A 15,248-nucleotide genomic window follows, 5' to 3' on the forward strand; every position below is an offset into this window, starting at 1 on the left:
CTTTTCTTTCACCTTTTTTCCCTTTCTTCATACGCTACTAAAGAATGTAACGTATAGGTGGGGATACCATTATGATTGTAATAGGTCGTTCTATTGTACACCCTTATATCACAAATGAATATGAGCCATTTGCAGCTGAGAAGCAACAAATTTTATCCATAATGGCAGGAAATCAAGAAGTTTATTCCTTCCGAACTGCTGACGAACTCAGCTTTGATTTAAATTTGCGAGTTAATATTATTATTTCTGCATTAGAACTTTTTCAAAGTGGATTTCAGTTTCGTACGTTTCAACAATCCTTTTGCAACCCCCAGTTTTGGAAAAGAACATCTTTAGGGGGATTCCAACTACTTCCAAATATACCACCTTCTATTGCCATACAAGATATTTTCAAAAACGGGAAACTATATGGGACTGAATGCGCAACCGCTATGATAATTATTTTTTACAAAGCTTTACTATCATTGTATGAGGAAGAAACCTTCAATCGCCTCTTTGCAAATCTTTTACTTTATACTTGGGACTACGATCAAGATTTAAAACTCATAACAAAAACAGGTGGCGACCTTGTTCCTGGCGATCTCGTTTACTTTAAAAACCCACAAGTGAATCCAGCTACGATTGAGTGGCAAGGAGAAAACACAATCTATCTAGGAAATTTCTTTTTTTACGGACATGGCGTAGGTGTAAAAACAAAAGAAGAAATTATCTACTCATTAAATGAACGACGCGTCCCTTACGCTTTTATTTCAGCTTTTTTGACCGATACTATTACTCGTATTGATAGCCGTATAATGAGTCAATACGCCTCTCCAAACACACCACAAACAGCCATAGGGTTTATTCCGATTAGAGATGATGCAATCGTTGCTACAGTTGGCCATACAACTACAATTTATTAAAAAAAGCGCCTACACATGTAGGCGCTTTTTTTAATAATTAAGCTTTTGTATGTTCTTTATGGTCACATTCGCAATGAGATCCACATTTCCCATATAATACTGTTGATTTTTCATCTTCAAAATGTGCGATTGTTCCTTCACATACTTGGCATACGATTGTTCCCATTTTTCATTTCCCCCTGATTTTTAATAGTAATCTACTTATTTATCATTAAGCTTTCGCATTATCTCTATTAGCACAATCACAATTTGTACCACATTTCCCGTAAAGTACTGTCGTTTTCTCATCTTCAAAATGTGCGATTGTTCCTTCGCATACTTGACATACGATTGTTCCCATTTTTCATTTCCCCCTAAGTTTATGGTCCTAAAAACTTTCAGTTGTCCATGTCCTATCAATTATTGGGCTTTTGTATGCTCTGTGTGATCACATCCGCAAGATCCACATTTCCCGTAAAGTACCGTTACTTTCTCATCCTCGAAGTGTGCAATTGTACCTTCACAATCTTGACATACGATTGTTCCCATTTTTCATTTCCCCCTAAGTTTATAATCCCAAAAACTTTTGTAACCGCTTAACTTTCTGTCTTTATTTTAATATGTTATACTTTTTACGTCAATAGGTTTTTAGTATAACACATTAAATATTTTAATTTTAAATTAGTATGCGATATTAACACAAAAAAACAGCCATATTTATACGTACGACTGTTTCAAATTAATTATTCTTCATATTCTGCATGCAATGAAGTAGATGGAACGAGAAATTTAAAAAACTGAGCTAACTCCGCTGCTTCCTCTTGAGATCCTAACTTGAAAATTTCCTGCATATATTGCACATTCTCTACATCATCTTGTCCCAGTAAAGTAGACCTTCCCGTTTGCATACAAACAATGAGTGGCTTTCCAAAAAACATATTTGTATAAACAATCCCAAAGTCATAACGAGTATCATGTGTCATAAATCCTAAAAATCGTACCTTCACACTTTCATGCTCATCATACAATTTTTCAAACATTGGTTTCCACCTCTCTACATCACCTTTCCTACTCATACATAATATTAAACAAAAAAAGCAATACTCCTTTTAATTGTCAAAAAATTCAGTAGGTTGTAGAATGATATTATTCTACTAAGCTAGGGGGAACTTATATGCAACATGCCTTTATTACGCTTGTACCTAAATCCAATCAACACTCTGTTTCAACAGATGATATAAAACAACTTTTTCAGTACTATAAAACAGTTACTTCCCAAACCGGAGTTCAAATTAATTACGCTTATACAAATACCGCTTTTCCTTATGAAATTTTAGATACATCAGCAACAACATTAAAGCTTCAATCCAGTCATGATCGATATGACTCAATTTATGTCGGTGTTGGAATAGAAAATGAACAATCTTTCATTCAAATTTCTTTACCCTCTAATGCAACATTTGGTGATAAAGGGAAAGCAAATGAATTTTGCCGTTTTCTAGCGAAGAAATTAGAAGGAGAATTACAATTATTTAATGGAAGGATAATGTATTTCTATAAACGTTAGTTTAAAAACAAAAATAAACGATTAGAAAAATCATACTATTCGTGCAAGTGAGAAGCATTGCTTTTCTCCTTGCACTTAGTATGACATACGCTATCACATACGCTAAATAAAAGAATATGAGAAAAAGAAAAATTTTATAATGAAGTTTATCACGACTTGACAATAATAACACTGCTGAAAATCCACTCCATAAAACTAGATGTAAAAATGAAACTAGCGTAATTTTCATAGCATTACCTCCTATTTCTTCTATTATATTGTGCAGCCCATCCCTCTCCTTATTTTAAAAACAAACTTTTACGTGTATAAAATATTTGAAGCTTCTACTTACTCTATGATTTATCTTCTACCATTTATGTAAGCTCTTAATTATTTTATATGCCAAAACTTCCTCGTTTTTTACGTTACATTCTCTTTCTTTCCTTACAATATAGATTATTCCATTAGTAGCGTGGTATAGTTCCTTTGGATTAACTATAGAAAGGAATCAATGATACATGGTATTTAGTAACCTATTTTTTTTATGTCTTTTTTTACCTGCAATTCTTCTAGTGTACTATTCAGTACGTAAAGAATTACAAAACATCGTTCTTTTGTTATTTAGTTTATTATTTTATGCCTGGGGAGAGCCTATATATGTCTTCCTTATGCTTTTTTCTATTTTCATTAACTATTGGTTCGGGTTATGGCTTAATACAGGACAAATAGAAAACTCATTCTTACTATAGCATTCGTCGTCAATATTGCTATACTAGGATATTTTAAATATGCTAATTTCTTAGTAGATAATATAAACGGGATTTTTCATACAAACATTGTACTCGAAAAAATCCCATTACCAATCGGGATTTCATTTTTCACTTTCCATGCAATGAGTTATATTATTGATATTTACAAAAGAAAAGTAGAGGCTCAGCGAAATCTGTTTGATTTGGCGCTATACTTTACTATTTTCCCTCAATTAGTTGCGGGACCAATTGTTCGGTATAACACAATAGCTCATCAATTACATGTTAGAACCGTTAATGCTGATATGTTTTCAGAAGGCATTAGTCGTTTTATCCTTGGATTAGGAAAAAAAGTTTTGATTGCAAATCAATTGGGAGCTATTGCCGATGAAATATTTGCAATGGACCCAGCAACAATGAGCGTATCTACTGCTTGGATTGGTGCGATCGCTTATACATTACAAATTTATTTCGATTTTTCAGGCTACAGTGATATGGCCATTGGATTAGGAAAAATGTTCGGGTTTGATTTCTTAGAAAACTTCAATTATCCGTATATATCAAAATCGATTTCTGAATTTTGGCGTCGCTGGCATATTTCCCTTGGTTCATGGTTCCGTGATTATGTCTATATCCCACTAGGTGGCAATCCAGTATCTAGCTGGAAAATCTATCGTAATCTCTTTATAGTATGGGCGCTAACAGGTTTTTGGCATGGGGCTAGTTGGACATTTATGATTTGGGGTATCTATTACGGATGTTTAATTGCTTTGGAAAAATCCGGTTTTGAGAAAATCTTGCAAAAATTATGGTGGCCAATTCAACATGTATACGTGCTGTTTTTAGTGATTATCGGTTGGGTTTTCTTCAGAGCTGACAACTTTAGCTACTGTTCTAAATTTTTACAAGCAATGTTCGGATTAAATGGATCGTTGACTGACATTACTAGTTATTTCTATGTGATGAATTATTGGGGAATCTTTATACTTGCAATAGTGACATCAGCTCCAATTTTCTCTTGGATCAAGACTCTATTTGTAAATAAAAAGATAGTACTTTTATCTCCACTTTACTATTTGAGTGTTTTAATCATTACTATGATGTACTTAACGAATGCAACTTACAATCCATTTATTTACTTCCGCTTCTAAAGGAGGGCTAACTATGAAAAATTTAACTAATCGTATATTAATCACTGGATTTCTCGCTATTATTTTCGGGATGTGTATATGGACAGCCAAAATAATATATTGGGATAAAAAAAGTTTTTCTGATTTTGAAAACAGAGAATTAGCTTTAGATCCAGTCCTAACTATGGATACTATAAAATCCGGAAAATATTTCAAAGATACTGAATTACACTTTACAGATCATATTGCCGCACGAGATAAATTTATTGAAACTTACACAAAGTTGCAATTAAAATTCAATCGCACTTTTGTAAATAATAATTTCGTCGCAGATGACGGTTTCATTTTGTCTGCACCTACAAATATTGATATGCGTGATCAAATAAAACAATCTGTAAGTGAACTAGACAACTTAAGAAATCAATTTACAAAAACAGAAATTTATTTCCTGTTAGCTCCAAGTAAACTAACGACATTTTCGTATAAGTACCCACCATATGTAGATTGTGGGTATGATCAAAAACATCGTGATTATTTTGTACAAGAATTACATCAATAAATTTTCCATTTATTGATGTTCTACCTGCTATTCAAAAAGAATTTACTCACGAACAATTAGAAGAACTATACTTTAAAACGGATCACCATTGGAATATGAAAGGTGCGTTTTATGCATACGAACAAACAATGAATTACATTGCTAATCACTCTAAAGTATTTACAGGAAATGTTGTTAATCGAGATGATTATAAAACCACTATAGAAGAACCTAATGGACAATTTATCGGTAGTTGGAATAGACAATTATACAAATTAATAAAAACACCTGAAACAATTCCATATGTACAATTAAAAGAAAACCCAAATGTGTGGGATAATTATACTGTCTATCTCGGTCCAAAATCAGAAGAAACAAGTAAAATACCGATGAAAGAATTCTTTGCAGTGAACAAAAAGAAGCTTTCACCAGACTATGCATCGGTTTATCAAACAGACTATTCACAGATTAACATCTTAAATCCAAATGCAAAAAGTAAATTGCATGCTGTCATTATTAAAGATTCTTATGCAGATGCAACTTATCCTTTATTCGCACAAGAATTCGAACAAACAACTTTTATTGATCCACGATTTGGGGCAAGTAAAAATATTAAACAAGATCTTGAAAAACTAAATGCTGATATCGTCTTATTTCTTTATAATGACACTAGTACAAGTAAACAAATGTATCAATTTGAAAATAAATAATAAAAAAACGTCTTCTAAATTTAGAAGACGTTTTTTTATTATTTTACAATGTGAATTGGCATTCCAAGAGCAACTTCAGCTGCTTCCATTGTGATTTCACCTAATGTTGGGTGAGCGTGGATTGTTTGAGCGATATCTTCAGCTGTCATTCCAGCTTCGATAGCTAAACCAATCTCAGAGATAATATCAGAAGCACCTGCGCCTGCAACTTGAGCACCTACAAGAAGACCATCTTCTTTACGTGTTACAAGTTGTAGGAAACCGTCAGTGCTGTTTAATGATAACGCACGACCGTTTGCAGCGAATGGGAACTTAGATACAGTTACAGTCATTCCTGCTTCTTCAGCTTGTTTCTTAGTGTAACCAACAGATGCTAATTCTGGATCAGTGAAGCATACTGCAGGAATTCCGATGTAATCGATAGCTGATGCATGGCCACTAATTGCTTCAACAGCTACTTTACCTTCGTAAGAAGCTTTGTGAGCTAATGGTGGTCCAGGAACGATATCACCGATTGCATAGATGTTTGGTACGTTTGTACGGCATTGCTCATCGATTTCGATGATACCGCGGTCAGTCATTTTAACTCCAACTTGCTCAAGACCGATTTCTTGAGTGTTTGGACGACGACCTACAGTTACTAATACGTAATCTGCTTCTACAGTTTGGATTTCACCTTTAACTTCGAAGCTAACTTTTACGCCAGTTTCTGTTTCTTCAACGCCTTTAGCCATAGCTTTTGTATGGATATTTACGTTACCTTTCTTTTGAAGAGCACGTTTAACAACAGAGCTCATTGCTTTTTCAAAACCAGCTAAGATTTCGTCGCCAGCTTCTACTACAGTAACTTCTGTACCGAAGTTAGCATATGCAGTACCTAATTCCATACCGATGTAACCGCCGCCGATTACAACAAGTTTTTTAGGAATTTCAGGTAAGCTTAAAGCACCTGTAGAGTTGATAACACGTTTAGAGTATTTGAATCCAGGAATTTCGATTGGTGTAGAACCAGTTGCAAGAACAGCATTTTTAAACGTATACGTTTGAGCTGCATCTTCAGTCATTACGCGTAATGTGTTAGCATCTACGAAGTAAGCTTCACCGCGAATGATTTCAACTTTATTACCTTTAAGAAGGCCTTCAACACCGCCAGTTAATTTCTTAACTACGCCGTTTTTCCATTCTTGAACTTTTGTAAAGTCAACTTTTACGTTCTCTGCAGTGATACCCATGTCATCAGAATGCATTGCATTCTCATAACGATGACCTGCATTGATTAACGCTTTTGAAGGAATACATCCAACGTTTAAGCATACGCCACCAAGGTTAGCTTTTTCAATGATTGCTACCTTTTGACCTAATTGTGCTGCACGAATTGCCGCAACGTATCCACCAGGACCTGCACCAACAACGACTGTATCTAATTCAATTGGGAAATCTCCTACTACCATTGTTATTACGCCTCCATTACTAATAATTGTGGGTCATTCAATAGACGTTTAATTTGGTTTAATGCTTTTTGAGCAGTTGCGCCGTCAATTAAACGATGGTCAAAGCTTAGAGATAATGCTAATACTGGAGCTGCAACGATCTCACCATTTTTCACAACTGGCTTCTCAGCGATACGGCCGATACCAAGGATTGCTACTTCTGGGTGATTGATAACTGGAGTGAACCATTGTCCACCTGCAGAACCAATGTTTGTAATTGTGCAAGAAGCACCTTTCATTTCAGTTGGAGCTAAACGACCTTCACGTGCTTTACCAGCAAGATCATTGATCTCGTTAGAAATAGTGAAGATAGACTTGCGATCTGTATCTTTAACAACTGGTACTAATAGACCTTTGTCTGTATCAGCTGCGATACCGATGTTGAAGTAATGTTTGTGAACTACTTCTTGAGATGCATCGTCTAAAGAAGTGTTTAACATTGGGTATTCACGTAATGCAGATGTTAAAGCTTTAACAACGTACGGAAGGTAAGTTAATTTAATACCTTTGTCAGCTGCAACAGCTTTGAACTTCTTACGGTGAGCAACAAGCTCAGTTACATCAACTTCATCCATTAATGTTACGTGAGGAGCTGTATGCTTAGAGTTAACCATTGCTTTCGCAATCGCTTTACGGATACCACTCATTTTCTCACGAGTTTCTGGATATTCACCAGCTGGGATTGGTTGTGCTTTTGGTGCTTCTTCTTTCGCTGCTGCTGGAGTAGCTTCTACTGCTGCTGGAGCCTCAGTTGCTGCTACAGTTTGTCCACCATTTGCAAATGCATCGATGTCAGCTTTCACAACGCGACCGTTCTTACCAGATCCAGCTACTTTATGAATATCTACACCTTTTTCACGAGCATATTTACGAACAGATGGCATAGCGATAACGCGCTCATTTACTACTTCTGCAGTTGCTGCTGGAGTAGCTTCCGCTGCTGGAGCTTCTACTGCTGCTTCTTCAGCTTTTGGAGCTTCATCATGATCGTCACCTTTAAATTTAAGGTTTTCGTATCCAGGAGCATCAAATTTAATTAATGTATCTCCTACAATTGCAACTGTTCCTTCTTCTACAAGTACTTCAAGTACTTTACCTTTAACAGGAGAAGGGATTTCTACTACTGCTTTATCATTTTGTACTTCAAGAAGTACATCGTCTTCATTTACTTCATCGCCTGGTTTAATAAACCATTTTACGATTTCACCTTCGTGGATACCTTCACCGATATCTGGTAGTTTAAATTCAAATGCCACGGAATTCAGCCCCCTGATTCATTTCATTATTATGGAATATGTACAAAAGAAACCAGCATGTGCTGATTTCTTTTGCACATGAAAAACTAAAAATTAGAAGTTCATTACTTTGTTAACAGCTTCAACAATATCTTTATGGTTTGGTAACCATACGCTCTCAGCTTGAGAGAATGGGAATACTGTATCAGCAGCTGCAACACGTACAACTGGAGCTTCTAAGTTTAAGATTGCACGGTCGTTAATTTCCGCTACAACGTTAGCTGCAATACCAGCTTGTTTTTGAGCTTCTTGAACTACAACTACGCGGCCTGTTTTTTCAACAGAAGCGATGATTGTTTCGATATCTAATGGTTGAACTGTACGTAAGTCAACAACCTCTAAAGAGATACCTTCTTTTTCAAGTTCTTCAGCAGCTTTTAATGCAGCATGAACCATAGCACCATAAGCGATAACAGATACATCTGTACCTTCACGTTTGATATCAGCTTTACCTAAATCAATTGTGTATTCACCTTCTGGTACATCTTGACGGAATGAACGGTACAATTTCATATGCTCTAAGTAGATAACTGGATCGTTGTCACGAATCGCAGAGATTAAAAGACCTTTTGCATCGTATGGAGTAGATGGAATAACAACTTTTAGACCAGGTTGTTGAGCCACTAATCCTTCTAAGCTATCAGCATGTAGTTCAGGAGTATGAACACCGCCACCGAATGGAGAACGAACTGTTACTGGAGCAGTCCAACGTCCGCCAGAACGGTAACGCATACGAGCTAATTGACCAGAAATTGAATCCATTACTTCATAAACGAAACCGAAGAATTGGATTTCTGGAACTGGACGGAATCCTTCAAGTGCAAGTCCAACTGCAAGTCCACCAATACCAGACTCTGCAAGTGGAGTATCCATTACACGATCTTCACCGAATTCAGCTTGTAAACCTTCAGTAGCACGGAATACACCGCCGTTTACACCAACGTCTTCACCAAACACAAGTACGTTAGGGTCATTTTTCATTTCAACGCGTAAAGCATCAGTGATTGCTTGAATCATTGTCATTTGAGCCATGGCTTACTTCGACTCCTTTTCTTTGTAAATTTCATATTGTTCAGCTAAGTTGTAAGGCATTTTTTCGTACATGATTTCCATTAAATCAGTAACTTTTTGTTTTGGAGCTTGGTCAGCCTTAGCAATTGCTTGTTTGATATCTTCTTTTGCTTCTTCAATTACTTTCTCTTCAACTTCTTGAGACCATAGGCCTTTAGCTTCTAAGAACTTACGGAAGCGTACGATTGGATCTTTTTGTTCCCATTCGTTTTCGATATCTTTTGTACGGTAACGAGTTGGGTCATCGCCAGCCATTGTATGTGGACCATAACGGAATGTTAAAGTCTCGATTAAAGTAGGGCCTTCACCATTTACTGCGCGCTCACGAGCGAAAGCAGTTGCTGCGTATACAGCTAATGGATCCATACCGTCTACTTGAATTCCGTAAATACCTGCTGCTACTGCTTTTTGTGCTACAGTTTTAGCTGCAGATTGCTTTTCTACTGGAGTAGAGATTGCATAACGGTTGTTTTGAACAACGAAGATTGCTGGAGCTTTGAATGCACCTGCAAAGTTCATACCTTCGTAGAAGTCACCTTGTGAAGCACCACCGTCACCAGTGTAAGTAATTGCAACAGATTTTTTACCACGTAGTTTCATACCTAACGCAACACCAGCAGTTTGGATGATTTGCGCACCGATAATGATTTGTGGAGCTAGTGCATTTACATTCTCAGGCATTTGGTTACCCATGAAGTGTCCACGAGAGAATAAGAATGCTTGATATAATGGTAATCCGTGCCATACTAATTGTGGTACATCACGGTATCCTGGTAAGATAAAGTCTTCTGCTTCAAGTGCGAAATGACTTGCTAATTGAGAAGCTTCTTGTCCAGCTGTAGGTGCGTAGAAACCTAAACGTCCTTGACGGTTTAAAGAAATAGAACGTTGATCTAGTACGCGAGTATACACCATACGACGCATTAATTCTTTTAATTGATCATCAGATAATTCAGGCATAGCTGCTTCATTCACAACTTCGCCATTTTCATTTAAAATTTGTAATGTTTCAAATTGAGCTGCGATAGCTTTCATTTGCTCATCAACATTAAATAGGGTCTTTTTTGTTTTAGTACCCATTCCGTTCACCTCTTCCTCTCTTGAACCATATTCTGAAACGCTTTCACTGGCTATTTTCCAGTTTAAAAAGCGCAACGATGTAAACCAACATGTTTGTCTGTCGGTTGAGAATAATTTTGTGTACCTAACAATCTGTACTAATGTTTTTTCAGAAACATATTAATACAATCTTGATCACGTTTTTTAGTTTACAACTATTCTAATTACGATGTCAATTACTTTGAATACGTTTTTTTATAAATAATATGCAGGTTTCTATTACACAAACGTGTTTTTATTTTTCACATCTGTATTAGTAAGCATTGACCTACTGTTATATTATTCCCTTTTTCACTTATATTTTCTCTTAGAATAATATGTAAACGATTTAATTCTCTTTAGTTTTTCTCTCTTCGTAACAAAAATATACAAACTCTTCTTCCTTTTTTAGGTAAATACCTATACATCACCACACTCTCTTCCATACATTATAGTAACCGCAGTATTAGCGGGAAATGAAAAAGGAGGTCATCTCATGTACGGATACTCATATTGCTATCCAACTTGTTCATATCCTTCCTACGGTTATGGCGGTTCTTGTGGCGGATCTGGACGCGGCTTTGCCTTAATCGTTGTGTTGTTTATCCTTTTAATTATCGTTGGTGCTGCTTGCATTCGCTAATGTAAAATGAAACAACTATGGAAAGAAACAGACGGCTTTGCCGTCTTTTCTTTTTATCTCATACATAACTCCTCTATAGAAGAACGATTTGCAAATAGTTACCCTTACTTGCCGATGACTTTTCTCATCTCCTTTGGTAGACTAAAGAGGAAAGGAGAGATTACATATGCTTACAATGAACGATGTAATTCGCGAAGGAGATCCTATTTTGCGAGATGTTGCAGAAGAGGTGTCGTTACCAGCGAGTGAAGAAGATACAAATACCCTTAAAGAAATGATTGATTTTGTAATAAATAGCCAGGATCCTGAACTGGCTGAAAAATACAGTTTACGCCCTGGAATCGGATTAGCAGCTCCGCAAATCGGTATTTCAAAGAAAATGATTGCGGTTCATGTAACTGATACGAACGGTACGTTATATAGCCATGCATTATTCAATCCAAAAATCATTAGTCATTCTGTTGAACGTACATATTTACAAAGTGGTGAAGGGTGTCTATCTGTAGACCGCGAAGTACCTGGCTATGTCCCTCGTTACACAAGAATTACAGTGAAAGCAACATCTATTAATGGAGAAGAAGTAAAATTACGCTTAAAAGGCTTACCGGCAATTGTATTCCAACATGAGATTGATCATTTAAATGGTGTTATGTTCTATGACCATATTAATAAAGAAAATCCATTTACCGCTCCTGATGATTCAAAACCTTTAGAGCGCTAATAATAAAAAGGCGGGAATTAATCTCCCGCCTTTTTATTTTATGAAATGGGTTCCATATTTACTTATAACAGGCCAGCCCATTTTAATCCATGATATATACCGTCTTCACTTACATCCTTTGTCACATGATTTGCAAGTTTTTTCAAATCTTCATGACCATTCCCCATCACAATGCCCGTCCCAACTGCTTCAATCATTTCTAAATCGTTTAAACCATCCCCAAATGCATACACTTGTTCACGGCTAAATCCTAATTTTTCAATGAACTTCTCAATCCCTTTTGCCTTAGAACCACCATTAGGAATGATATCCATTGAATACGCATGCCAACGAATAAAATGAAAATCTGGATATTGATTAATAAACTTTTCCTCTTCATTTACTTCACAAAAAAGAAGCGTTTGATAAATATCGCGTTTTTCGTAAAAATCAGGTTCATATGCCGGATGCTCGAACTGCAAGCTTCCAAAACCTTCTTTCACATAATCATGATATTCCACTGTCGCTCTCATTTCTTGATGGTCAAGATATACAAGTGGATATCCTTCTTGTTTTGCAAACTGAGTAAACTTATGCAAGGCAGCTGGGTGTAACGGATTATTAAATACTACTTCATCTTCAAAGACAACATACTGTCCATTAAAACTAACATAATTATGTATATTGAGTTCCTTACGAATATCTTCAAACATAAACGGTGCGCGTCCTGTCGCAATTGCTACATGCACCCCTTTTTCCTGCAAATGTCTTACTGCATCTCGTGTAGATTGCGGAATTTTTTTATCGTGATCTAATAATGTTCCATCAATATCAAAAAAGACAATTTTATCATTCATTTGTCAAAACCCTTTCTGGTACTCTTTACTCCTATTTTGATAATCGCTTTTCAAATTCTAAAAAAAAGTATAACATATTAAACATCTGTGAAGAAAGCGTTCACTTCCTGACCTTATTTATGAAACATGCATATATATATTAGTAAAAAGGGTGAATACTTGTTCTAATGAATTTTCTTGTCCATTCTTCCTCATACTATATCTATAACTAACGGCTACTAATCGTTACTATAGAATAACTTTCACTGTATGAGAAAGGACAAGGTTTTCCATTCACTTTCCCCTCTTTCTTATGTCAGAGATAGAGTTTTCACTAGTAATATGCATGTTTAGAATAAGGAAAGGAAGGAGTAATCATGCTGAAGAAGCTGAAGAAAAAGCTTAAGCGTTATTTAAACGATTTAGTCCGGAAGAAGACAATCGCTTAAATTATGCCCATTTCGGGCTTTTTCTTCATTCTCATTCGAAAAAACATGAAAATCGTGACTGTTTGCTTTATAATAAGTAACAGATAATGCAAAACATAGACAAGGAGAGGTTTTCCAAATGATTTTTAAAGTATTTTATCAAGAAAAATTAACTGAGGTCCCAGTACGTGAAAATACAAAAGTTGTATATTTAGAGGCTACGTCTGAAAAGGATGTTCGTAAAAAATTAAATAAGTTCGCATATAATATCGAGTTTGTTCAGTCTGTTACTGGCGCTCATCTTGAATATGAAAAACAAAACGCTGATTTAGTATTAGCGGAGATTGTATAGCCATATGAAATTTCTAAAAAATGATCAAGTTGCCGTTTTTGCTCTCGGTGGTCTTGGTGAAATCGGTAAAAATACATATGCTGTTCAATTTCAAGATGAAATTATTATAATTGACGCTGGAATTAAATTTCCAGAAGACGAACTCCTCGGGATCGATTATGTAATACCTGATTACACTTATTTTGTGCGAAACGAAGATAAAATTAAAGGATTATTCATTACACATGGTCACGAAGATCATATCGGTGGAATCCCTTATCTATTACGTCAAGTAAACATTCCAATTTACGGTGGAAAATTAGCAATTGCACTAATAAAAAACAAATTAGAAGAGCACGGATTACTTCGTAAAGCGAAGCTTTATGAAATTCAAGAAGATGATGTTATTAAATTTAAAAAGACATCTGTTTCCTTCTTCCGTACAACTCACAGTATTCCGGATTCATACGGAGTTGTTGTGAAAACACCTCAAGGGCAAGTCGTTCATACAGGTGATTTCAAATTCGATTTCACACCAGTCGGTGAGCCAGCAGATTTAACAAAAATGGCTGAAATCGGAAAAGACGGTGTACTTTGTCTCTTATCTGACAGTACAAACAGTGAAGTTCCAAACTTTACGATGTCTGAGCGCCGTGTTGGCGATAGTATTCAAGATATATTCCGCAAAGTAGAAGGTCGTATTATCTTCGCAACCTTTGCATCGAATATCCATCGCTTACAACAAGTTGTTGAGGCTGCTGTTGAAAATAATCGTAAAGTAGCTGTATTTGGTCGAAGTATGGAAGCAGCTATCGAGATTGGACAAAACCTTGGGTATATCCGATGTCCAAAAGATACATTCATAGACACATCTCAACTAAACCGCCTACCAGCTAATAAAGTGGTTATTTTATGTACTGGTAGTCAAGGTGAACCAATGGCAGCACTTTCCCGTATTGCGAATGGTACTCATCGTCAAATTCAAATTATTCCTGGCGACACAGTTGTTTTCTCTTCTTCACCAATCCCTGGTAACACAATTAGTGTAAGCCGTACAATTAATATGTTGTATCGTGCTGGTGCTAATGTAGTCCATGGCAAGCTGTCAAACATTCATACGAGTGGACATGGCGGACAAGAAGAGCAAAAACTAATGCTACGTCTAATTAAACCAAAGTATTTCATGCCAATTCATGGTGAATATCGTATGCAACGTATGCATATGAAATTAGCGAATGATTGCGGTATTCCAGAAGAGAACTGTTTCATCATGGATAACGGAGACGTTCTTGCCTTGCGTTCAGATGAAGCAAGTGTTGCTGGAAAAATCCCATCTGGTTCTGTCTATATTGATGGAAATGGTATTGGAGATATCGGTAATATCGTATTACGCGATCGTCGCATCCTTTCTGAAGAAGGGCTTGTAATTGTAGTTGTAAGCATTGATATGAAAGAATTTAAAGTTGCAGCAGGACCTGATATCATCTCGCGTGGTTTCGTTTATATGCGTGAAAGCAGCGATTTAATTAACGATGCTCAAACATTGATTACAACACATTTAGAAAAAGTAATGGAACGTAAAACAACACAATGGTCTGAAATTAAAAATGAGATTACAGACACATTAGCACCATTCCTATACGAAAAAACGAAACGTCGCCCAATGATTTTACCAATCATTATGGAAATATAAGAAAAAGGACAATGCCTTCATGGCATTGTCCTCAGAGTGTTGGGAAACCCTTTAGGGTTCCCAACATTCTGCAATCCTTTTTAATTTTAGTAAATGAAAACAATATAAA

General features: G+C 36.0%; 16 protein-coding genes and 2 pseudogenes. 8 read left to right on the plus strand and 10 right to left on the minus strand.

Annotated elements, in window-relative coordinates:
* Nucleotides 1-71: 71 nt before the first annotated feature.
* Complete coding sequence (locus JDS92_RS04085) at nucleotides 72-902, plus strand: protein-glutamine gamma-glutamyltransferase (protein ID WP_000635336.1); 831 nt, start codon at nucleotides 72-74, stop codon at nucleotides 900-902.
* 37 nt (nucleotides 903-939) lie between these two features.
* Here JDS92_RS04085 and JDS92_RS04090 read toward each other — a convergent pair whose 3' ends face one another.
* From JDS92_RS04090 to JDS92_RS04105, 4 genes are all read right to left on the minus strand, one after another.
* The gene (locus tag JDS92_RS04090) at nucleotides 940-1,068 is read right to left on the minus strand and encodes a GapA-binding peptide SR1P (RefSeq protein WP_000536785.1); all 129 of its coding nucleotides are present in this window, start codon (nucleotides 1,066-1,068) and stop codon (nucleotides 940-942) included.
* 45 nt (nucleotides 1,069-1,113) lie between these two features.
* Entirely contained in the window at nucleotides 1,114-1,242 is a 129-nt protein-coding gene (locus JDS92_RS04095; protein ID WP_000536788.1) for a GapA-binding peptide SR1P, read from the minus strand.
* 59 nt (nucleotides 1,243-1,301) lie between these two features.
* A complete protein-coding gene (locus JDS92_RS04100) occupies nucleotides 1,302-1,430 on the minus strand; it encodes a GapA-binding peptide SR1P (RefSeq protein ID WP_000536778.1) in 129 nt (42 codons plus the stop codon).
* Nucleotides 1,431-1,624: 194 nt separating this feature from the next.
* A complete protein-coding gene (locus tag JDS92_RS04105; RefSeq protein WP_000462031.1) occupies nucleotides 1,625-1,921 on the minus strand; it encodes a DUF3055 domain-containing protein in 297 nt (98 codons plus the stop codon).
* Nucleotides 1,922-2,055: 134 nt separating this feature from the next.
* On the opposite strand from JDS92_RS04105, the gene JDS92_RS04110 reads away from it, so the two are divergent.
* Nucleotides 2,056-2,448, plus strand: a complete 393-nt coding sequence (locus JDS92_RS04110) for a DUF1885 family protein (protein ID WP_001163290.1) — start codon at nucleotides 2,056-2,058, stop codon at nucleotides 2,446-2,448.
* 1 nt (nucleotide 2,449) lies between these two features.
* On the opposite strand, the gene JDS92_RS04115 is transcribed toward JDS92_RS04110, so the two are convergent.
* The gene (locus tag JDS92_RS04115; RefSeq protein ID WP_000705227.1) at nucleotides 2,450-2,677 is read right to left on the minus strand and encodes a hypothetical protein; all 228 of its coding nucleotides are present in this window, start codon (nucleotides 2,675-2,677) and stop codon (nucleotides 2,450-2,452) included.
* 268 nt (nucleotides 2,678-2,945) lie between these two features.
* On the opposite strand from JDS92_RS04115, the pseudogene JDS92_RS04120 reads away from it, so the two are divergent.
* A pseudogene (locus JDS92_RS04120) lies at nucleotides 2,946-4,327 on the plus strand (MBOAT family O-acyltransferase).
* A 13-nt stretch (nucleotides 4,328-4,340) separates the two neighbouring features.
* Nucleotides 4,341-5,554 (plus strand): annotated as a pseudogene (locus JDS92_RS04125) (DHHW family protein).
* Nucleotides 5,555-5,592: 38 nt separating this feature from the next.
* Here the strand turns inward: JDS92_RS04125 and lpdA are convergent.
* From lpdA to pdhA, 4 genes are all read right to left on the minus strand, one after another.
* Entirely contained in the window at nucleotides 5,593-7,005 is a 1,413-nt protein-coding gene (gene lpdA, locus JDS92_RS04130) for a dihydrolipoyl dehydrogenase (RefSeq protein ID WP_000260104.1), read from the minus strand.
* A gap of 5 nt (nucleotides 7,006-7,010) precedes the next feature.
* Nucleotides 7,011-8,300, minus strand: a complete 1,290-nt coding sequence (gene pdhC / locus JDS92_RS04135; RefSeq protein WP_000863414.1) for a pyruvate dehydrogenase complex dihydrolipoyllysine-residue acetyltransferase — start codon at nucleotides 8,298-8,300, stop codon at nucleotides 7,011-7,013.
* Nucleotides 8,301-8,393: 93 nt separating this feature from the next.
* Entirely contained in the window at nucleotides 8,394-9,371 is a 978-nt protein-coding gene (gene pdhB / locus JDS92_RS04140; protein WP_000068166.1) for a pyruvate dehydrogenase complex E1 component subunit beta, read from the minus strand.
* 3 nt (nucleotides 9,372-9,374) lie between these two features.
* On the minus strand, nucleotides 9,375-10,490 hold the full coding sequence (gene pdhA / locus JDS92_RS04145) for a pyruvate dehydrogenase E1 component subunit alpha (RefSeq protein ID WP_016109040.1): 1,116 nt from the start codon (nucleotides 10,488-10,490) through the stop codon (nucleotides 9,375-9,377).
* 514 nt (nucleotides 10,491-11,004) lie between these two features.
* On the opposite strand from pdhA, the gene JDS92_RS04150 reads away from it, so the two are divergent.
* Both JDS92_RS04150 and def read left to right on the plus strand, forming a co-directional pair.
* Complete coding sequence (locus JDS92_RS04150; protein WP_000274562.1) at nucleotides 11,005-11,151, plus strand: YjcZ family sporulation protein; 147 nt, start codon at nucleotides 11,005-11,007, stop codon at nucleotides 11,149-11,151.
* Nucleotides 11,152-11,317: 166 nt separating this feature from the next.
* On the plus strand, nucleotides 11,318-11,872 hold the full coding sequence (def, locus tag JDS92_RS04155) for a peptide deformylase (protein WP_000957068.1): 555 nt from the start codon (nucleotides 11,318-11,320) through the stop codon (nucleotides 11,870-11,872).
* 62 nt (nucleotides 11,873-11,934) lie between these two features.
* Here the strand turns inward: def and JDS92_RS04160 are convergent, their stop codons facing one another.
* Nucleotides 11,935-12,708, minus strand: coding sequence for a Cof-type HAD-IIB family hydrolase (locus tag JDS92_RS04160; RefSeq protein WP_000998284.1), 774 nt, complete (start codon nucleotides 12,706-12,708; stop codon nucleotides 11,935-11,937).
* Nucleotides 12,709-13,254: 546 nt separating this feature from the next.
* Here JDS92_RS04160 and JDS92_RS04165 point away from each other — a divergent pair.
* Nucleotides 13,255-13,467: a DNA-dependent RNA polymerase subunit epsilon gene (locus JDS92_RS04165; RefSeq protein WP_000576438.1), complete on the plus strand. Its 213-nt coding sequence runs from the start codon at nucleotides 13,255-13,257 to the stop codon at nucleotides 13,465-13,467.
* Nucleotides 13,468-13,471: 4 nt separating this feature from the next.
* Nucleotides 13,472-15,139, plus strand: coding sequence for a ribonuclease J1 (gene rnjA / locus JDS92_RS04170; protein WP_000670378.1), 1,668 nt, complete (start codon nucleotides 13,472-13,474; stop codon nucleotides 15,137-15,139).
* Nucleotides 15,140-15,248 lie beyond the last annotated feature (109 nt).

Origin of the sequence: Bacillus cereus group sp. N12, from assembly GCF_016483575.1 — a bacterium.
Lineage (GTDB): Bacteria > Bacillota > Bacilli > Bacillales > Bacillaceae_G > Bacillus_A > Bacillus_A toyonensis.